We start from the raw sequence: 18,993 nt of genomic DNA, 5'->3' as shown, positions 1-18,993 counted from the left end.
ACCGCCGATGAGGAATCGCCTGGCCGCCATCCTGATGGCGCTGCTCCTGCTGGTCTATCTCGTGCTGGTCACCCAGCGCGCTGTGCTGCTCATCCTGTCCGGCGTGCCGATCGGGATCGCGATGGGCGTCGCCCTGTTCGTGCTGCCGGTGATCGCGGCGTGGGCGATCGGGCGCGAGCTGCTGTTCGGCGCACGTACCGAGCGACTGGTGCGGCAGCTCGAAGCGGAGGGCAACCTCCCGGTCGAGGACCTCCCGACCCGGGCAAGTGGACGGCCGCTGCGGGATGCGGCGGACGCCCAGTTCCCGCAGTACAAGGCCGAGGTGGAGGCGGCGCCGTCGAGCTGGCGCGCCTGGTTCCGGCTCGGGCTCGCGTACGACGCCTCGGGGGATCGTCGCCGGGCGCGCGAGGCGCTGCGGCAGGCGATCCGGCTGGAGCGCGCCGACGCCAAGGCGGGGGAGCGGCCGGCCTAGGCGGCCCGCACCTCCACCAGGCGATCCATCGCGTCCTCGACCGTCGGGTCGCGGAACACGAACCCGTCGTCGAGCAGCTTCTGCGGCACCACCAGCTGGTCGGCCAGCAGCAGTTCGCGTCCGGCGTCCTGGAGCGCCAGTTCGAGCGCGAACCGCGGGACGGGCACGACCGACGGCCGCCGCACCGCGCGCGCCAGCGCCTTCACGACCTCCCTCTCGGTCGCCGGAGTCGGCCCCGCGAGGTTCACCGGCCCGTCGAGGTCCGACCCGAGCAGATGGATGAGCGCCGCCGCCTCATCGTGGAGGCTGATCCACGGCCAGTGCTGGCGGCCGGAGCCGAGCGGCCCGGCGAGTCCGGCCTTGGCGAGCGGCAGCAGCGGCTTCATCGCACCGCCGCGGCCGATCACCACGCCGGTGCGGGCGAGCACGAGACGCGTCGAGTCGGGTGCCAGTCGCGCTGCGGCCTCCCAGGCGTCGGCGACATCCGAGAGGAACCCGCTGCCCTTGCTCGCCGACTCCGTCAGATGCTGCCCCGGCCGGTCGCCGTAGAAGCCGACCGCCGACCCGCTCACGAACACAGCGGGCGGATCGTCGGCGCGCCGCATCCCGTCGGTCAGCGTCCCGGTCGCCTGCAGCCGCGACGAGAGGATGCGCCGCTTGGTCGCCTTCGTCCACGGGAGCCGCTGCAGCGACGCCCCGGACAGGTTGACGACCGCGTCGGCCCAGTCGAACGGCTCCACGGGGACCGACCGCCCCGCCGGATCCCAGCGGACCTCGTCGGACGACGACGGCTCGCGCCGGACGAGTCGGAGCACGTCGTGCCCCGCCGCGGCGAGCTGCGACCGCAGTTCGCCGCCGATCAGGCCGGATGCACCGGCCAGCAGCACCTTCATGTCGTCTCCGCCCTTCGTCGCGGACGGGGGATCAGGCCAGCGAGGCCTCGAGCGTGATCGGGATCCCGACCAGCGCGCGCGACACCGGGCAGCCCGCCTTCGCCTCGTCGGCGAGGCGCTGGAAGTCCTCGTGCGACAGCCCGGGGACGGTCGCGACGACCGTGAGGTGGCTGCCGGTGATGCCCTGGGCCGGGTCGAACGTGACGGCGGCCGTGGTGCGGATGCTCTCCGGCGCGTGCCCGAACTGCGCGAGGGCGTTCGAGAACGCCATCGAGAAGCAGGCGGCATGCGCGGCTCCCAGCAGCTCCTCCGGCGTGGTGACCTCGGCGCCTCCCTCGGAGCGGGCCTTCCAGTTCACCGACAGCTCCGCCGCGTGCGACGAGTCGAGAGTGACGGTGCCCGATCCGCTCTTCAGATCGCCGTTCCAGACGGTGGTGGATGCGCTGGTGACTGCCATGGAGACCTCCTACGAGACGCGGCCGCCGTGCGCGGCCGGGCCCGACCCACACTACTGACGGCGTCCGACACCGTCACCCGGTGCACGGCGGATTCCCGGCTGGGCCGCTGGCGTCAGGCGGTCGCGCGGCGGCGGATCACCCGGGCGCGCACCAGCAGCAGGTAGAGCTGGCAGCCGAGGCAGTATCCGAAGACCGAGTTGAGGAAGGCCGCCACGAAGGCGAGCGCTGCGGCGATCGGCAGCGCGAGGGGCACGCCGAACGCGAAGAGGACGAGGCCGACGCCGGTGACGAGCAGGTCGACTCCCTGCGCGAACGTCGGGGGAGCGGGGTCCTCCAGTTCGGCCGGCGGAGCCAGCCGCGGCCGGATCAACGCGCGGTACAGCGCGCCGTAGGGGTGGCGCTGGACGCCCGCGAACGCTCCCCAGGCGAACAGCAGCGCGATCGCGAGCAGGAGCACGGCCGCCGCGACGGTCGCGCCGACAAGGGACAGGAAGAGGTCGACCAGGAGCAGGACGGCGGTGATCCCGGCGCCGAAGCGCGGGGACCGCGGGTCGATCCCGCGTGCGGCGGACACGGTGGATTCAGGCTGTGACATGGTCGCTCCCGAGGATGCGGTCGAGGGTGGTGCGGACGTCGTCCGCGCGGGCCGCGCCGCCGATCCGGGCGCGGATGGCGCCGGTGCCGTCGAGCACGAGAGTGGTCGGGGTCTGCAGGATGCGGAACCGGTCGGCGAGGTCCGGCCGGTCGGTCAGGTCGACCTCGAGGTGCCGGATGCCGTCGACGTCGTCGGCGATGGAGCCGAGCACGCGTGCGGTCGAGCGGCACGGCGCGCAGTACTCGGTGGAGAACTGCAGGAGGGTGGCGCGGTCGCCGAACGCCGTGACGTCGACGTCGGCCGGCGCGAGCACCCGGTGACCGCGCGCGGCGCGCGAGCGGCCCGTCGTGGCGCGCCAGACCAGCCCGGCGGCGGTGGCCACGGCGACGAGCCCCAGCAGGATGCCGAGGGCGGCGAATCCGTTCACAGGTCGGGACGTTACGCCCGACTTCTCCACAGCGCAGGGAATGTGACCTCACGTGACGGCGACCCGATAGCCTAGGAGCCATGCCAACCACCGCGAACCCGTTCGGCCAGGTGCTCGTCGCCCTGGTCACGCCCTTCACCGCCGACGGCGAAGTGGACTGGGCCGCGGTCGAGAAGCACATCGACGACGTGATCCAGGCGGGGGCCGACGGCATCGTGGTCACCGGCACCACCGGCGAGACCTCCACGCTCACCGACCCCGAGAAGCTGCGGCTGGTCGAGGTCGGCAAGTCGGTGGCCGGCGGCCGGGCCAAGATCATCACGGGCGGCGGCTCGAACGAGACGGCCCACGCCATCCAGCTCTACCAGCAGAGCGAGAAGGCGGGCGCCGACGGCGTGATGGTCGTCACGCCGTATTACAACAAGCCGACGCAGGCGGGCATCCTGACCCACTTCCGGATGATCGCCGACTCGACCGACCTGCCGGTCATCCTGTACGACATCCCCGGCCGCACGGGTGTCCCGATCAAGTACGAGACCATCCTGCGCATCGCGAAGCACCCGAACGTGCTGGCGATCAAGGACGCGAAGGGCGACTTCAGCGAGGTCAGTCGCGTTCTCAACCAGACCGACCTCCTGTACTTCTCGGGCGACGACGCCAATGTGCTCCCGCACCTCGCCATCGGGGCCAGCGGCCTCATCGGCGTCACGGCCAACATCGCGGCCACGCCGTACCGGCAGATCGTCGACGCGGTCAACGCGGGTGACCTGGCCACCGCCACGGCGGCTCACAAGAAGCTCGAGCCGCTCGTGCGCGCGGTCATGACCCACGTGCCGGGCACCGTCTCGACCAAGTACATCCTGCACGGCCTCGGCCGCATCTCGAGCCCCCGCGTGCGCTTGCCGCTCGTCGGTCCCGAGGAGTGGGAGGCCGCTCAGATCGAGGACGAGCTCGACCTCGTGAAGGACATTCCGGGCGTCGACTTCTCCAACTTCCGCCCTGACCGCAACGCGGCCGCGGGCGGAGCGCTCCCGAAGATCGCCGGGACCACACGCTGACGGCCGCCGGGAAGGCGGCCACACCACATCGCGGGCGCGAGAAGCCCCGCGTACGAATACAGAAATAGGAGGGCCCATGCCCAACCTCGTCTCTGCGCCTCCCGCGCTCGAACCCGGAACGCTCCGGATCATCCCCACCGGCGGTCTCGGCGAGATCGGCCGCAATATGACGGTCTTCGAGTACGAGGGCAAGATCCTCATCGTCGACTGCGGCGTGCTCTTCCCGGAGCAGGACCAGCCCGGCGTCGACCTCATCCTCCCCGACTTCGGACCGGTCCGCGACCGCCTCGACGACGTCGTCGGCGTCGTGCTGACCCACGGTCACGAGGACCACATCGGCGCCGTGCCCTACCTGCTGAAGCTGCGCCGCGACATCCCGCTCATCGGGTCCGGGCTCACGCTCGCGCTGGTCGAGGCGAAGCTCAAGGAGCACCGCATCCAGCCCTACTCGCTGACGGTGAAGGAGGGGCAGGTCGAGCAGCTCGGCCCGTTCTCGCTGGAGTTCGTGGCGGTCAACCACTCCATCCCGGACGCACTGGCGGTCGCGATCACCACGCCCGCCGGCGTCGTGCTCCACACCGGCGACTTCAAGATGGACCAGCTGCCGCTCGACGACCGGCTGACCGACCTGCGTGCCTTCGCGCGTCTGGGCGAGAAGGGCGTCGACCTGTTCCTCGCCGACTCGACCAACGCCGACGTGCCCGGGTTCACGCCCCTCGAGCGGTCGATCGGGCCGGTGCTCGACACCGTCATCGCGCGCGCGCCCCGCCGGGTCATCGTCGCCAGCTTCTCCAGCCACGTGCACCGCGTGCAGCAGGTGCTGGATGCGGCCGCCGCCAACGGCCGCCGGGTCGCGCTGCTGGGCCGCTCCATGGTCCGCAACATGACGATCGCCGCCGAGCTCGGCTACCTCAAGGTGCCCGAAGGCGTGCTCATCGATTACAAGAAGGCCGCCGACCTGCCCGACGACGAGATCGTCTACATGTCGACCGGGTCCCAGGGCGAGCCGATGGCCGTGCTCGCGCGCATGGCCAACCTCGACCACCAGATCGAGGTCGGGCACGGCGACACCGTCATCCTCGCCTCCAGCCTCATCCCGGGCAACGAGAACGCCGTCTACCGCGTCATCGACGGGCTGACGAAGCTCGGCGCGAACGTCGTGCACAAGGGCAACGCGAAGGTGCACGTCTCGGGCCACGCGGCCGCGGGCGAGCTGCTGTACTGCTACAACATCCTCAAGCCGAAGAACGTCATGCCGGTGCACGGCGAGTACCGCCACCTGGTGGCCAACGCGCGCCTGGCGATGGACACCGGCGTTCCGGAGGAGAACACGATCCTCGCCGAGGACGGCTCGGTCATCGACCTCCGCGACGGCGTCGCCCGGGTGGTCGGCCAGCTCGACCTCGGCTTCGTCTACGTCGACGGATCGAGCGTGGGCGAGATCACCGACGCCGACCTCAAAGACCGGCGGATCCTCGGAGAAGAGGGCTTCATCTCGATCATCGTCGTGGTCGAGGCGGCCAGCGGGCGCATCGTCACCGGCCCGGAGGTTCACGCCCGCGGCTTCGCCGAGGACGACGCCGTGTTCGACGACGTCAAGCCGAAGATCGCAGCGGCGCTGGCGGACGCGGCGCACAACGGCGTCCGCGACTCCCACGCGCTGTCGCAGGTCGTCCGCCGCACGGTCGGCCGCTGGGTGAACACCAGCTACCGTCGCCGGCCGATGATCGTGCCGCTCGTCATCGAGGCGTGAGAAGCCGGACGTAACCCGCGCGTAACACGAGCGCGGGTAGCGTTCCTCCATGAACGCGTTCCGCATCCGTCCCGCCACGGGGGAGGATGCGCGCGTGCTCACCGACATGCTGGTCGAGGCGGCCAACTGGGACCCGGTGCGGGCGCGCCCGCGCGTCGCCGTGCTCGAGGATCGGGCCGTCGCGCGGTACGTCGCCGGCTGGCAGCGTCCCGGCGACTTCGGCTGCGTGGCGGAGGACGTCCACGGACTGCCGGTGGGCGCCTGCTGGGCGCGGCTGTTCCCGGCGAACGCGCCCGGTTACGGCTTCGTGGCGGTCGGCGTCCCCGAGCTGACGCTCGGCGTCTACCCGTACTGGCGGGCGCAGGGCGCCGGTCGCGCGCTGCTCCGCGAACTCGCGCGGACGGCCGCGGCGCGAGGCCACGCACGACTCAGCCTCAGCGTCGCCCACGGCAACTTCGCCCACCGGCTGTACCAGAGCGAGGGATACGTGACCGTCGCCTCCCAGGGCGGCTCCGAGACGATGGTACTCACAGTCCGCTGACCGGCCGGATTTTCCACAATTCAGGCGCGGTATCCCGGCGTTGACGGGGGCACGACGTACCGTTGTCCCCATGGCCACGAGCACCAAGTCGAATTCCCGCGCCCGGAACTCCGGCCGCGGCGGGTCGACCGCGCGCAAGCCGGCGTCGAAGACCGCGCAGCAGAAGACGGTCGCGTACCCGGCGGCCGACGCGGGGCCCAGCCCGCTCATCCGCGCCTGGATGGGGCTGGCGCATCTCACCGGCGCGGCGTTCCGCGCCCTCGGTCCCGAGAAGCTGTCGAGGGAGGAGCGCCGCGACGGCTTCCCCTTCTTCCTGGTGCTGCTGGCGATCGCCGGGGCGGTGGTCGAGTGGTTCCTCATCAACGACCAGGTCGCGCGCACGCTCGACGCCTGGACGTTCGGCGGCCTGTTCGGCCGCGTCGCCTTCGCGCTGCCCGTCGTCATGGTGATCTTCGCCGCCTGGCTGTTCCGGCATCCGAGCTCCGTGCACGACAACACGCGCATCGGCATCGGACTCAGCATCCTGCTGCTCATGGTCTCCGGGCTGTGCCACCTGTTCAGCCCGCACCCGTCGCCCTCCGACGGCATGATCGCGCTCGCCCAGGCGGGCGGCGTGCTGGGCTGGCTCGTCGCGGCGCCGCTCTCGCTCGTGATCACCCCGTACGGCGCCGGCGCCGTCATCATCCTGCTGCTCATCCTGAGCCTGTTCATCATCACCAAGACGCCGCCGAACAAGCTGCCTGCCCGCATCCGCGAGCTCTATGCCTACCTCTTCGGCGCCCAGCTGCCGACCGAGGACGAGCGCGCCGAGGCGAAAGAGGCGAAGGCGGCGTCCAAGCAGGTCGAGCTCGACGGCATCGACGACGAGCCGGAAGGCGGGGCCAACCTGCCGTGGTGGCGGCGCAACAAGTCGCAGCGCGAGGAGGACCCGGACTACGACGCCCCCGGTGTCGACGGGCTCACCGAGGTGTTCGGCGCCCCGCAGCGCGGCAAGGGCGAGTTCGACACTCCGCTCGAGCCGGACCCGTCGAGCGACCACTACAACACCGAGGTCATCGGCGAGCTGGCGCAGGCCGAGGACGCCCTCAAGCGCTTCACCGGCGAACTGCCGCCGACGGCCGTCGCGCCGATGCCGACGACGGGCGGCGGCGTGCCGGGCGCCGGAGCCGTGCTGCCCGGTTTCCAGGCCGGGGCGGAGGACTTCGACGAGGAGGCCGCCGGTCCGCCCGCGTTGCCCCAGCCCACGGCGCCGTATCACCTGCCGTCGGCGTCCATGCTGTCGGCCGGGACGCCGGCCAAGACCCGCTCCGGCGCGAACGACGAGATCGTCGCGGCCATCACCGAGGTGCTCACGCAGTTCGGCGTGGATGCGAAGGTCACCGGCTACTCGCGCGGCCCGACGGTCACGCAGTACGAGATCGAGCTCGGCCCGGGCGTGAAGGTCGAGCGCGTGACCGCGCTGAGCAAGAACCTGTCGTACGCGGTCGCCAGCAACGAGGTGCGCATCCTGTCGCCCATCCCGGGCAAGAGCGCGATCGGCGTCGAGATCCCGAACACCGACCGCGAGATCGTATCGCTCGGCGACATCCTGCGCTCGCCCGCGGCCGCCAAGAGCACGCACCCGATGACCATCGGCGTCGGCAAAGACGTGGGGGGCGGCTTCGTCGTCGCCAACCTGGCGAAGATGCCGCACCTCCTGGTCGCCGGTTCGACCGGTTCGGGCAAGTCGAGCTTCGTCAACTCGATGATCACCTCGCTGCTGATGCGCGCGAAGCCGTCCGAGGTGCGCATGGTGCTCATCGACCCGAAGCGCGTCGAGCTCACCATCTACGGCGGCGTCCCGCATCTGATCACGCCCATCATCACGAACCCCAAGAAGGCCGCGGAGGCCTTGCAATGGGTCGTGAAGGAGATGGACATGCGGTACGACGACCTGGCGAGCTTCGGCTTCCGCCACATCGACGACTTCAACCGCGCGGTGATCAACAACGAGATCGTCCTGCCGGAGGGGAGCGAGCGGAAGCTCAAGCCGTACCCGTACCTCCTGGTCGTCGTCGACGAGCTGGCCGACCTGATGATGGTCGCGCCGCGCGACGTGGAGGACTCGATCGTCCGCATCACGCAGCTGGCGCGGGCGTCCGGCATCCACCTCGTGCTCGCGACGCAGCGGCCGTCCGTCGACGTCGTCACCGGTCTGATCAAGGCGAACGTCCCGTCGCGTCTCGCCTTCGCGGTGACGAGCGTCACCGACTCGCGCGTCATCCTCGACCAGCCGGGTGCCGACAAGCTCATCGGCCAGGGCGACGGGCTCTTCCTGCCGATGGGCGCCTCCAAGGCCCTGCGCGTGCAGGGCGCGTGGGTGAACGAGGAGGAGATCCAGAAGGTCGTCGAGCACGTCACGCGCCAGGCGCGGCCCGAGTACCGGCAGGACGTCACGGCCGGCGCCGAGAAGAAGCAGATCGACTCCGACATCGGCGACGACCTGGAGCTGCTGCTCGCGGCCGCGGAGCTCGTGGTGTCGTCGCAGTTCGGCTCCACCTCGATGCTGCAGCGCAAGCTGCGCGTGGGCTTCGCGAAGGCGGGTCGCCTGATGGACCTGCTGGAGTCCCGCGAGATCGTCGGCCCGTCGGAGGGCTCGAAGGCCCGCGACGTGCTGGTCACCGCCGAGCAGCTGCCACAGGTGCTGGCGCGCCTGCGCGGCGAGGAGCCGGCGCCTGCCTCGCCCGCGGCTGCGCCGGCCGCCGCTGCGACGCCCGCTCCCGCAGCGCCGCAGGACGAGTACGGCGACGACCGGTACGGAGCGGACCCGGTCGCGGACATGACGGCGGGTTATCCTGAGGTCGACGGCGACTCGGACGAGGACGCCTGGCAGCTGACCGACAGGGAGTAGACCGCGATGTCGGTGCCCGACGCGCCTCCGCCCACCCCGGCGGACGGCGGAGCGAAGCGCGTGAGCAACTGGAACCTGCCCAACGTCATCACCGTCGTGCGCATCCTGCTCGCCCCGCTCTTCGTCTGGATGCTGCTGGCGGACGGCGGCGACGACGGATTGCTGCGCTGGGCGGCGGCCGCCCTGTTCATCCTGGCGATCGCGACCGACGGCGTCGACGGCGCCCTGGCGCGACGCAACGGGCAGGTGACCGACCTCGGCAAGCTGCTCGACCCGATCGCCGACAAGGTGCTCACCGGTGGTGCGCTCATCGCCCTTTCCATCCTGAACGAGCTGCCCTGGTGGGTGACCATCGTCATCCTGGTGCGCGAGATCGGCATCACCGTGTACCGCTTCGTCGTGATCCGGCAGGGCGTGATCGCCGCCTCCCGCGGCGGCAAGATCAAGACCATCGTCCAGTCGGTGGCCATCTCGTTCGCGCTCGTGCCGCTGTGGACGGTGTTCGGCGACTGGGTCTTCTGGGTCAACGGTGTCCTCATGACGGCCGCTGTCATCCTCACCGTCTGGACCGGCATCGACTACCTCTGGCAGGCGTGGAAGGGGCGGAGGGCCAAGCGTGCCGTCGCCTGATCCGGCGACCGCCGCGGTCGTCCGGGCGCTCATCGACCGCGGTCTGACGATCGCGGCGGCCGAGTCGCTCACCGGCGGCCTCGTCACCGCCGAACTCACCAGCGTGCCCGGCGCGTCCGCCGTCGTCCTCGGGGGAGCGGTCGTGTACGCGACCGAGCTCAAGCACTCGCTGCTCGGTGTGGACGCCGACCTGCTCGCCGCCGAGGGTCCGGTCCATCCGGAGGTCGCCCGCCAGCTCGCGAGCGGCGTCCGGGAGCGGCTGGCGGTGGACGGGCGCCCGGCGGACCTCGGCGTCGCGACCACCGGGGTCGCCGGCCCGGAGCCCCAGGGGGGTCGTCCGGTGGGGACCGTCTTCGTCGGCGTCTCGTCGGCGCGGGGCACGCGCGCGGTCGCCCTCGAGCTGTCCGGGGACCGCGACGCGATCCGGCGCGCCACCGTCGTCTCGGCCGTCGCGGTGATCGCCGAGGAGCTCGGCATAACGGCTGTGTGAACATCCCGCGTTACCGCGGGAATACGCGGTGTTTCGGTCTCGTTACACCTGCTGCATTCACAAGAAAAGCCCAGTGGCCCTCGATATCGTGGAGCAACCGGATGCGGTACATTCGTATCCCATCGATACGTCGGCAGGGTAAGAGAAGGAGGCTCCGAATGATTCTTGTACGTCAGGAAATCGGCGACGTGCTCAGGGACTTCCGCCTGCAAAAGGGACGTACGCTCCGCCAGGTCGCCAGCAAGGCCAGCGTCGCGCTCGGTTACCTCAGCGAGGTCGAGCGCGGTCAGAAGGAGGCGTCGAGCGAGATCCTCGCCTCCGTTGCAGACGCGCTCGAGACCCCGGTCTCGGTCATCATGCGCGAGGTCGGAGACCGCATCGCGGTTCTCGAGGGCCTCGAGCCGGTGATCCCGGACACGGTGCCCGACGAGTTCGTCTCGGCGATGGACTCGGACCTGGTCGTCCGCTGATTCCGAAGACTGTCGAGGACGCCCCGCGAACAGCGGGGCGTCCTTCGTTTTCCCACCCACCTGTTCTCCCTTTCGCCTAGAAGTCAAGGACCCATGAAGCTCAGCGAGTTCCAGCGCGCCGTCTCCGACAAGTTCGGCAGCTCCTACGGTCAGACGCTGCTGACCGACCTCGTGCTCGCCGAACTCGGCGGGCGCACCGCGAACGAGGCGATCGCCGCCGGGTTGCCGCCCCGCGAGGTCTGGATCGCGCTCTGCAAAGAGACGGGCGTGCCGTCGTCGCGCTGGTACGGCGCCGGAAAGCCCGCGCCGAAGCGCTGATCCGCAGCGCGACACGCCGGATTCGGACTCTCGAAGATATGTTCGGAACTGGCTAGACTTCTTCACAACGGCAGTCGAAAACCGGTTGTCCACAGATCGCGCGCCCGCGCTTCCAGTGTCGGACGTCACTCCTAGAGTCGAACCGTAGCGAAGCCACGAAGGAGAACCGCAATGCCATCACCCGCAGACCGCGAGAAGGCGCTCGAGACCGCTCTCGCGCAGATCGACCGCCAGTTCGGCAAGGGGTCCGTCATGCGACTGGGCAGCGACGAGCGCGCGCCCGTCGAGGTCGTCCCGACCGGATCCATCGCACTCGACGTCGCGCTCGGCATCGGCGGTCTGCCTCGTGGCCGCATCATCGAGATCTACGGCCCGGAGTCGTCCGGTAAGACGACCCTGACCCTGCACGCCATCGCCAATGCGCAGCGCGCCGGCGGCATCGCGGCCTTCATCGACGCCGAGCACGCGCTCGACCCCGAGTACGCCCGCAAGCTCGGCGTCGACATCGACTCCCTCCTGGTGTCGCAGCCCGACACGGGTGAGCAGGCGCTCGAGATCGCCGACATGCTCGTGCGAAGCGGCTCCATCGACCTCATCGTGGTCGACTCCGTCGCGGCGCTCGTGCCGCGCGCCGAGATCGAGGGCGAGATGGGCGATTCGCACGTCGGTCTGCAGGCGCGCCTCATGTCGCAGGCGTTGCGTAAGCTCACGGGTGGTCTGAGCCAGACCAACACCACGATGATCTTCATCAACCAGCTGCGCGAGAAGATCGGCGTGTTCTTCGGAAGCCCCGAGACGACCGCCGGTGGTAAGGCGCTCAAGTTCTACGCGTCCGTCCGCCTCGACATCCGCCGCATCGAGACGCTGAAGGACGGCGCCGAGGCGGTCGGCAACCGCACGCGCGTGAAGATCGTCAAGAACAAGATGGCGCCGCCCTTCAAGCAGGCCGAGTTCGACATCCTCTACGGTGTGGGCATCTCGCGCGAGGGCAGCCTCCTCGACTTCGGTGTGGAGCACGCGATCGTCAAGAAGTCGGGTGCCTGGTACACGTACGAGGGCGACCAGCTCGGCCAGGGCAAGGAGAACTCGCGCAACTTCCTGATCGCGAACCCCGACGTCGCCGCCGAGATCGAGCAGAAGATCAAGATCAAGCTCGGCATCATCCCCGACCCGAACGCGGCCGCCGCGGCGCCGTCCAACGTCGGCTCGATCGAAGACAAGCTGCAGGCCCGCAAGGGCGCGTGACGGTGGCATTCGGCTCCGGGAGGAGTTGCGCGTGGTGGTGAGATTCCCGTCGTCGCCCGAGGGCGGAGCGGAGGAAGGGGAGCACCTGGCTCCCGTGACACCGCTCCGCCCGGCGGGCGCGGGGCGCGAGCGTGCGTCCGATGCGCATCCGTCGCGGAGGTCGGCGGCGCGCCCCGTCGCCGCGCTCTCGAGCGGGGGTGGAACAACACCTGGGGCTCAGACCCTGCGGCACCGACCGCGCGCCCGCGTTCGATGGCGGTGGCGTCTTCGGACGACGCTTCCGAAGAGCTGGACGAGGAGACCGAGCGACAGACTCGGAAGGCGACGGGCGTCGCCATCCGTCAGCTGGCACGTCGCGGTATGTCCCGCTGGGAGCTTGAGCAGCTGCTGACCAAGCGGGAGATCGATCCGGAGGTGTTCGGTCCGGAGCTCGACCGGCTCGAGAAGCTCGGCGTGATCGACGACGCGTCGCTCGCGGCGACGCTGGCGTTCACACAGCACAGCCGCAAAGGGCTGGGGCGCACGGTGATCGAGCAGGACCTCAAGCGGCGCCACATCGACCCCGAGCTGATCGAGGCGGCCCTCGAAGACATCGGTGAGGACGACGAGCTGGAGCGCGCGACCGAGCTCGCGGTCAAGCGCATCGGGCAACTGTCCAGCTACGACGACGAGACCGCTCGGCGTCGCCTGCACGGGTTCCTCGCACGCAAGGGGTACACCTCCGACATCGTGCGACAAGCGATGGACGCCGCCTTCGCCGGGCGGCGGTCGCGCGGCGGGTCCGGCGTCCGCTTCCAGTAGCCGCTGCACACAGAGGCGAGTCGTTTCCGGGCGGCAGAGATACGTAGACTTGTCGCCATCATGAGCATCCTGGAACAGCGCAGCGTCATCGAGCCCTCCGTGGCGGCCCTCCGTCCCGACGGCCGGGCGCGAACATACGAGGTGCGCACCTTCGGCTGCCAGATGAACGTCCACGACTCCGAGCGCCTCAGTGGCTCGCTGGAGGCCGCCGGGTACGTGCCGGCCGACGGCGAAGAGGCCGACATCGTCGTCATCAACACCTGCGCAGTGCGCGAGAACGCCGACAACAAGCTCTACGGCAACCTCGGCCACCTTGCAGGGGTCAAGCGCCGTCACGAGGGGATGCAGATCGCCGTCGGCGGCTGCCTCGCCCAGAAGGACAAGAACGTCATCCTCGAGAAGGCGCCCTGGGTCGACGTCGTGTTCGGCACCCACAACATGGGCGCGCTGCCGAGCCTGCTGGAGCGCGCGCGGCACAACGACGCGGCCGAGATCGAGATCCTCGAGGCGCTCGAGACGTTCCCGTCCACCCTCCCGACCAAGCGGGACTCGTCGTACTCCGGCTGGGTGTCCATCTCCGTCGGCTGCAACAACACCTGCACCTTCTGCATCGTGCCGTCGCTCCGCGGTAAGGAGAAGGACCGGCGTCCCGGTGACATCCTGGCCGAGATCCAGGCGCTCGTCGATGACGGCGCGATCGAGGTCACCCTGCTCGGTCAGAACGTCAACTCCTACGGCGTGGAATTCGGCGACCGTCAGGCGTTCAGCAAGCTCCTCCGCGCGGCCGGACAGATCGAGGGGCTCGAGCGCATCCGCTTCACCAGCCCGCACCCGGCCGCCTTCACGGACGACGTCATCGACGCGATGGCCGAGACCCCGAACGTCATGCCGCAGCTGCACATGCCGCTGCAGTCGGGGTCCGACCGCATCCTGCGCTCGATGCGACGCTCGTACCGCTCCGAGAAGTTCCTCGGCATCCTCGATCGCGTGCGCGCGAAGCTGCCGGACGCCGCGATCAGCACCGACATCATCGTCGGCTTCCCCGGAGAGACCGAGGAGGACTTCCAGGACACCCTGCGGGTCGTCGAGGCCGCCCGCTTCGCGTCCGCCTTCACGTTCCAGTACTCGATCCGTCCGGGCACCCCGGCCGCGACGATGGAGGACCAGGTGCCGAAGGAGGTCGTGCAAGACCGGTACGACCGCCTGATCGCCCTCCAGGAGCGCATCTCCCTGGAGGAGAACCAGAAGCTGATCGGCCGCGAGGTCGAACTGCTCGTCGCCAACGGCGAGGGCCGGAAGGACGCCGACACGCGCCGCCTGAGCGGCCGCGCGCGCGACAGCCGCCTGGTGCACTTCGAGGTGCCGGCCGGCTCCGACCTCCCGCGCCCCGGCGACACCGTCACCGTGCGCGTCACGCAGGCCGCCCCGCACCACCTCATCGCCGACGCGACCGACGGAGCGCCGCTCCGCGTCCGCCGAACCCGCGCGGGAGACGCGTGGGACCGTGCCGAGGCCGACTCGTGCGCCGTGCCGACCCACGGCGGCACGGCCGCCACGGGCGCAGGCCCGGTGTCACTCGGACTCCCGACGCTCCGCGTCCGCGAGCCCCTGACCTCGCCCGGCGTCGGCACCATGCCGATCTACGACCCATCGGACGGCCAGCGCTGAGCACCGCGCGCGCCGAGGCTTCGTCGCGTCCTCTCGTCGCCATCGTCGGCCCGACCGGCACCGGGAAGACCGACCTCTCGCTCGCGGTCGCCGAGGCGTTGCGCGACCGCGGCCGGGGCGCTGAGATCGTCAACGCCGACGCGATGCAGCAGTACCGCGGAATGGACATCGGCACGGCCAAGCTGCCGCCCGCCGACTGGCGCGGCATCCCGCACCACCTGTTCGACACGCACGACGTCAGCGCGGAGGCCACCGTGGCCGGGTACCAGCCGGCGGCCCGCGCCCTCATCGCCGACATCCTCGGCCGGGACGCCGTGCCGGTGCTCGTCGGCGGATCGGGCCTCTACGTCTCGAGCGTCCTCTTCGACTTCGACTTCCCCACCACCGACCCGGAGCTCCGCGCACGACTCGAAGCCGAGCTCGCGGAGCACGGCCCCGGGATGCTCTACCTGCGACTCGCCGAGCTCGACCCGGACGCCGCCCGCCGCATCGGCTCGCGCAACGGACGCCGCATCGTGCGCGCCCTCGAAGTCGCACAGCTCACCGGCACGTCGGTCAGCGGCGCGCTCCCCGAGGAGCCCGGATACTGGCACGAGCCGACCGTCGTCATCGGCCTCTCCGCACCGCGCGACGAACTCGTCACGCGCCTCGACGCCCGCGTCGAGCAGATGTGGCAGGACGGCCTCGTCGCCGAGGTCGAACGCCTCATCCCGCAGGGGATCGACGACGGCGTCACCGCCCGCCGCGCCATCGGGTACGCGCAGGCGCTCTCCGAGCTGCGCGGCGAGCTGACCCGCGAGGACGCGATCGCTCAGACGCAGCAGCTCACCCGCCGCTACGCCCGCCGGCAGGTCAGCTGGTTCAAGCGCTACCCGGGCATCCATTGGCTCGGGTACGACGACCCGCAGCTCGTGGATGCCGCCCTGGCGCTCGTCGACGCCGCCGACCACCCAGCCGGGGATCGGTAGGCTGGAGCGCATGGCGACCATCCACTTCACCAAGGGTCAGGGCACCGGCAACGACTTCGTCCTGTACTCCGACCCCGAGGGGGAGCTGCCGCTGACCGCCGCCCAGATCGCGGAGATCTGCGACCGGCACTTCGGCGTGGGCGCGGACGGCGTCATCCGCGCGGTCCGCTCCGCCCACCTGCCCGACGGCGCTGCGGCGCTGGCGGAGGACGACGGCGCCATCTGGTTCATGGACTACTACAACGCCGACGGGTCGGCCGCCGAGATGTGCGGCAACGGCATCCGGGTGTACGTCCGCTACCTGCTCGAGACCGGCCTCGCCGAGCTGCCCGAGGGCGGGACGCTCGCGATCGGCACCCGCTCGGGCGTGCGCGACGTCCAACGCAGCACCAACGGCTTCCAGGTCGACCTCGGCCGGTGGGACCTCGCTGGCGGCGAACCCCTGGTGCGCGCCAAGGAGCTCCCGGTCGCCCGGCCCGGCCTCGGCATCGACATGGGCAACCCGCACGTCGTGGTCGCGGTCGCCGACGACGCCGAGCTGGACGCGGCCGACCTCTCGTACATCCCGCACCTCGAGCCGACGCCCGAGCACGGCGCCAACGTCGAGTTCGTCGTGCCCCGCGAGCCGCTGATCCAGGACGGCGTCGGCCGCATCCGGATGCGCGTGCACGAGCGCGGCAGCGGCGAGACCCTGTCGTGCGGCACCGGCGCGGCCGCCGCCGCTCTCGCGGTCCGGTACTGGGCGGGCGAAGGCGCTCCGAACCAGTGGCGCGTGGATGTGCCCGGCGGCACGGTCGGCGTCCGCATGTTCGCGACGGAGGACGGCGAGCATGTCGGCCTCTCCGGCCCCGCCGAGCTGGTCTACACCGGGACGCTCGAGCTGGCCTGAGCGCTTCGCGGCCGCAGTGCTCCGCGTCCGGGGCCGCCTACGCCGACGCCCGCGCCCGCGCCCGCAGCACGCGGTAGCCCTTCGACGTCGCGGCCCGCGTCGTCGTCAGCTCCGGGAACGTCGCCTGGATCCACCGGTGCAGGGAGTCGCTGCCCAGGTTGCGCTGCACGACCAGCCACGCGTCCGAGCCCGGCTCCAGCCGGGGGAGCCAGCGCTCCAGGATGGCGTGCAGCTCGTTCTTGCCCACGCGGATCGGCGGATTCGACCAGATCGTCGTGAACATCACGTCATCGGGAACATTATCCGGCGTCACCGGGTTTACATTGGTGAGGCCGAGCTTCTCCGCATTCCGGCGGACCACATCCAGCGCTCGGTTGTTGACGTCGACGGCCCAGACCGTCGCATGAGGGGATTCGAGAGCAAGTGTGAGAGCCAGCGGTCCCCAGCCGGATCCGAGGTCGAGGAACTGACCGCCGGGCGGAGGCGTGGGGACATGGTCCAGCAGCACTCTCGTGCCCATATCGACGCGCTCGGGGCTGAAGATGCCGTTGGCCGTCACGAGCTCGTAGGTCCGTCCGGCCAGGCGCGCGGTGAACGGCCGCAGGTTCAGTTCGCTTTCCGGCGCCGGGGAAAAGTAGTGATCTCCGCTGGCCATAAGCAGACGGTACAGGACAGACGCGAACAAGACGAACTAGGGTTTATCCCGGATCAGGGGAATGAATGACTGATAAGACGAACATCCGCGAACACACCGAAGACGACGTCGTCGCCCGCGTGCTCGCGACCGAGAACAACCGCGCCTCCGTGACGCTCTTCGGAGCCGGGAGCGCGGATCGTGCTCAGGCACTGCAGGCCGAGAGGGCCGACGGCGGCCTTCACGACGGCGAGCAGTTCGAGCGCGAGGAGCGTGCGGCCCTCCGCCGCGTCTCCGGCCTGTCGACGGAGCTGCAGGACGTCACCGAGGTCGAGTACCGGCAGCTGCGGCTCGAGAACGTCGTGCTGATCGGCGTGTACTCGCAGGGCTCCCTGCAGGACGCCGAGAACTCGATGCGCGAGCTCGCCGCTCTGGCCGAGACCGCGGGAGCGGCGGTGCTCGACGGCCTGCTGCAGCGCCGTCCGCATCCCGACCCGAGCACCTACCTCGGACGCGGCAAGGCGGAGGAGCTGGCCGGGATCGTGGCCGCCCTCGGCGCCGACACCGTGATCGCCGACACCGAGCTGGCCCCGAGCCAGCGTCGTGCGCTCGAGGACGTGGTGAAGGTGAAGGTGATCGACCGGACGGCCGTGATCCTCGACATCTTCAGCCAGCACGCCAAGAGCCGCGAGGGCAAGGCGCAGGTCGAGCTCGCGCAGCTCGAGTACCTGCTCCCGCGCCTCCGCGGCTGGGGCGAGTCGATGTCCCGTCAGGCCGGTGGCCAGGTGGGCGGCGCGGGAGCCGGCATGGGCTCGCGTGGACCCGGTGAGACGAAGATCGAGCTGGACCGCCGCCGCATCCACACCCGCATGGCGCGGCTGCGCAAGCAGATCGCCGGCTTCAAGCCGGCCCGCGAGGCGAAGCGCGCGAACCGCAACCGCAACTCGGTGCCGTCCGTGGCGATCGCCGGCTACACCAACGCGGGCAAGTCCAGCCTGCTGAACCGCGTGACGAAGGCCGGCGTGCTGGTCGAGAACGCGCTGTTCGCGACGCTGGATGCGACGGTCCGCCGTTCCGTGACCGCCGACGGGCGCCTGTACACGCTCGCCGACACGGTCGGGTTCGTGCGAAATCTGCCGCACCAGCTGGTGGAGGCGTTCCGGTCGACGCTGGAGGAGGTCGCCGACTCCGACGTCATCCTGCACGTGGTCGACGGGTCGCACCCGGACCCGGCGTCGCAGCTGGCGACCGTCCGCGACGTCATCGGCGAGGTCGGGGCGCGCGACATCCCGGAGATCGTGGTCTTCAACAAGGCCGACCTGATCCCCGAGGACGAGCGCTTGGTGCTGCGCGGCCTGGAGCCGGGCGCCATCTTCGCCTCCGCCCGCACGGGCGAGGGTGTGGATGAGGTGCTCGCGGCTATCGCGCGCCTGCTGCCGGACCCGTCGCTGGAGGTGGAGCTCGTGGTGCCGTACGACCGCGGCGACCTCATCTCGGCCCTGCACGAGCGCGGCCGGGTGATCTCGACCGAGTACGTGGAGGAGGGCACCCGCGTCACCGCGCGGATCATGCCGGAGTACCACGCGGCGTTCGAGCCGTTCGAGGTGACCGCGACCGCCTAACGGCAGCGCACCGATCCGGGAGGCCGGACGGGATCGACTGTGTCGAAGCATGACACGGGCGATTCCGTCCGGCCTTCTGCGTTGCTAGATTGCCTCTCAACCGAAGCGGGCGACCGCTGACGTGGTGCGACAGCCGAGCCCGGCACCCGCCCGTGAAAACCGCCACCGCGC

At 70.6% G+C, this 18,993-nt stretch carries 19 protein-coding genes and 1 pseudogene; 15 read left to right on the top strand and 5 right to left on the bottom strand.

The features are described from left to right. Positions 1 to 7 precede the first annotated feature (7 nt). The gene (locus tag A0130_04890) at positions 8 to 472 is read left to right on the top strand and encodes a hypothetical protein (protein ANF31105.1); all 465 of its coding nucleotides are present in this window, start codon (positions 8 to 10) and stop codon (positions 470 to 472) included. Here A0130_04890 and A0130_04885 read toward each other — a convergent pair. The 4 genes from A0130_04885 to A0130_04870 all read right to left on the bottom strand — a co-directional run bounded on the left by A0130_04885 (position 469) and on the right by A0130_04870 (position 2,845). Then, entirely contained in the window at positions 469 to 1,365 is an 897-nt protein-coding gene (locus tag A0130_04885) for a nucleoside-diphosphate sugar epimerase (protein ANF31104.1), read from the bottom strand. The genes A0130_04890 and A0130_04885 overlap by 4 nt on opposite strands. Before the next feature lie 31 nt (positions 1,366 to 1,396). Next, the gene (locus tag A0130_04880) at positions 1,397 to 1,822 is read right to left on the bottom strand and encodes a peroxiredoxin (GenBank protein ID ANF31103.1); all 426 of its coding nucleotides are present in this window, start codon (positions 1,820 to 1,822) and stop codon (positions 1,397 to 1,399) included. A 113-nt stretch (positions 1,823 to 1,935) separates the two neighbouring features. Further along, on the bottom strand, positions 1,936 to 2,397 hold the full coding sequence (locus A0130_04875; protein ANF31102.1) for a hypothetical protein: 462 nt from the start codon (positions 2,395 to 2,397) through the stop codon (positions 1,936 to 1,938). A 7-nt stretch (positions 2,398 to 2,404) separates the two neighbouring features. Continuing rightward, complete coding sequence (locus tag A0130_04870; protein ANF31101.1) at positions 2,405 to 2,845, bottom strand: thiol reductase thioredoxin; 441 nt, start codon at positions 2,843 to 2,845, stop codon at positions 2,405 to 2,407. Positions 2,846 to 2,925: 80 nt separating this feature from the next. On the opposite strand from A0130_04870, the gene A0130_04865 reads away from it, so the two are divergent. The 13 genes and pseudogenes from A0130_04865 (at position 2,926) to A0130_04805 (ending at position 16,566) form a co-directional block, all read left to right on the top strand. Then, the gene (locus A0130_04865; GenBank protein ANF31100.1) at positions 2,926 to 3,903 is read left to right on the top strand and encodes a 4-hydroxy-tetrahydrodipicolinate synthase; all 978 of its coding nucleotides are present in this window, start codon (positions 2,926 to 2,928) and stop codon (positions 3,901 to 3,903) included. Between the two features lie 76 nt (positions 3,904 to 3,979). Beyond that, on the top strand, positions 3,980 to 5,656 hold the full coding sequence (locus A0130_04860; GenBank protein ID ANF31099.1) for an RNase J family beta-CASP ribonuclease: 1,677 nt from the start codon (positions 3,980 to 3,982) through the stop codon (positions 5,654 to 5,656). A gap of 49 nt (positions 5,657 to 5,705) precedes the next feature. Then, positions 5,706 to 6,197: a histone acetyltransferase gene (locus A0130_04855; protein ID ANF31098.1), complete on the top strand. Its 492-nt coding sequence runs from the start codon at positions 5,706 to 5,708 to the stop codon at positions 6,195 to 6,197. A 70-nt stretch (positions 6,198 to 6,267) separates the two neighbouring features. Further along, positions 6,268 to 9,087: a cell division protein FtsK gene (locus A0130_04850; GenBank protein ID ANF31097.1), complete on the top strand. Its 2,820-nt coding sequence runs from the start codon at positions 6,268 to 6,270 to the stop codon at positions 9,085 to 9,087. Positions 9,088 to 9,093: 6 nt separating this feature from the next. Further along, positions 9,094 to 9,717: a CDP-diacylglycerol--glycerol-3-phosphate 3-phosphatidyltransferase gene (locus A0130_04845; protein ANF31096.1), complete on the top strand. Its 624-nt coding sequence runs from the start codon at positions 9,094 to 9,096 to the stop codon at positions 9,715 to 9,717. Further along, the gene (locus tag A0130_04840; GenBank protein ID ANF31095.1) at positions 9,704 to 10,207 is read left to right on the top strand and encodes a damage-inducible protein CinA; all 504 of its coding nucleotides are present in this window, start codon (positions 9,704 to 9,706) and stop codon (positions 10,205 to 10,207) included. Before A0130_04845 ends, A0130_04840 begins: the two co-directional genes overlap by 14 nt. Positions 10,208 to 10,365: 158 nt before the next feature. Continuing rightward, the gene (locus A0130_04835) at positions 10,366 to 10,677 is read left to right on the top strand and encodes a transcriptional regulator (GenBank protein ID ANF31094.1); all 312 of its coding nucleotides are present in this window, start codon (positions 10,366 to 10,368) and stop codon (positions 10,675 to 10,677) included. 93 nt (positions 10,678 to 10,770) lie between these two features. Continuing rightward, complete coding sequence (locus A0130_04830) at positions 10,771 to 10,995, top strand: signal transduction histidine kinase (GenBank protein ID ANF31093.1); 225 nt, start codon at positions 10,771 to 10,773, stop codon at positions 10,993 to 10,995. 171 nt (positions 10,996 to 11,166) lie between these two features. Beyond that, the gene (locus tag A0130_04825; GenBank protein ID ANF31092.1) at positions 11,167 to 12,240 is read left to right on the top strand and encodes a DNA recombination/repair protein RecA; all 1,074 of its coding nucleotides are present in this window, start codon (positions 11,167 to 11,169) and stop codon (positions 12,238 to 12,240) included. A gap of 189 nt (positions 12,241 to 12,429) precedes the next feature. After that, positions 12,430 to 13,041, top strand: a pseudogene (locus tag A0130_04820) (hypothetical protein). A 60-nt stretch (positions 13,042 to 13,101) separates the two neighbouring features. After that, the gene (locus A0130_04815; GenBank protein ANF31091.1) at positions 13,102 to 14,709 is read left to right on the top strand and encodes a tRNA-2-methylthio-N(6)-dimethylallyladenosine synthase MiaB; all 1,608 of its coding nucleotides are present in this window, start codon (positions 13,102 to 13,104) and stop codon (positions 14,707 to 14,709) included. Continuing rightward, positions 14,706 to 15,677 (top strand): tRNA dimethylallyltransferase, encoded by a 972-nt coding sequence (locus A0130_04810; protein ANF33295.1) that lies wholly within the window; start codon positions 14,706 to 14,708, stop codon positions 15,675 to 15,677. Before A0130_04815 ends, A0130_04810 begins: the two co-directional genes overlap by 4 nt. A 10-nt stretch (positions 15,678 to 15,687) precedes the next feature. Next, complete coding sequence (locus A0130_04805; GenBank protein ID ANF33294.1) at positions 15,688 to 16,566, top strand: diaminopimelate epimerase; 879 nt, start codon at positions 15,688 to 15,690, stop codon at positions 16,564 to 16,566. 37 nt (positions 16,567 to 16,603) lie between these two features. On the opposite strand, the gene A0130_04800 is transcribed toward A0130_04805, so the two are convergent. Further along, the gene (locus A0130_04800) at positions 16,604 to 17,221 is read right to left on the bottom strand and encodes a 16S rRNA methyltransferase (GenBank protein ANF31090.1); all 618 of its coding nucleotides are present in this window, start codon (positions 17,219 to 17,221) and stop codon (positions 16,604 to 16,606) included. Between the two features lie 65 nt (positions 17,222 to 17,286). Between A0130_04800 and A0130_04795 the strand changes: the two genes are divergently transcribed. Then, on the top strand, positions 17,287 to 18,822 hold the full coding sequence (locus A0130_04795) for a GTPase HflX (GenBank protein ID ANF31089.1): 1,536 nt from the start codon (positions 17,287 to 17,289) through the stop codon (positions 18,820 to 18,822). Positions 18,823 to 18,993: the final 171 nt, after the last annotated feature.

It is taken from the genome of Leifsonia xyli (genome assembly GCA_001647635.1).
In the GTDB taxonomy this organism is placed as follows: Bacteria; Actinomycetota; Actinomycetes; order Actinomycetales; family Microbacteriaceae; genus Leifsonia; species Leifsonia xyli_A.
The sequence above is the reverse complement of the archived record's forward strand: the minus strand, read 5'-3'. Positions and strand labels throughout refer to the sequence as shown.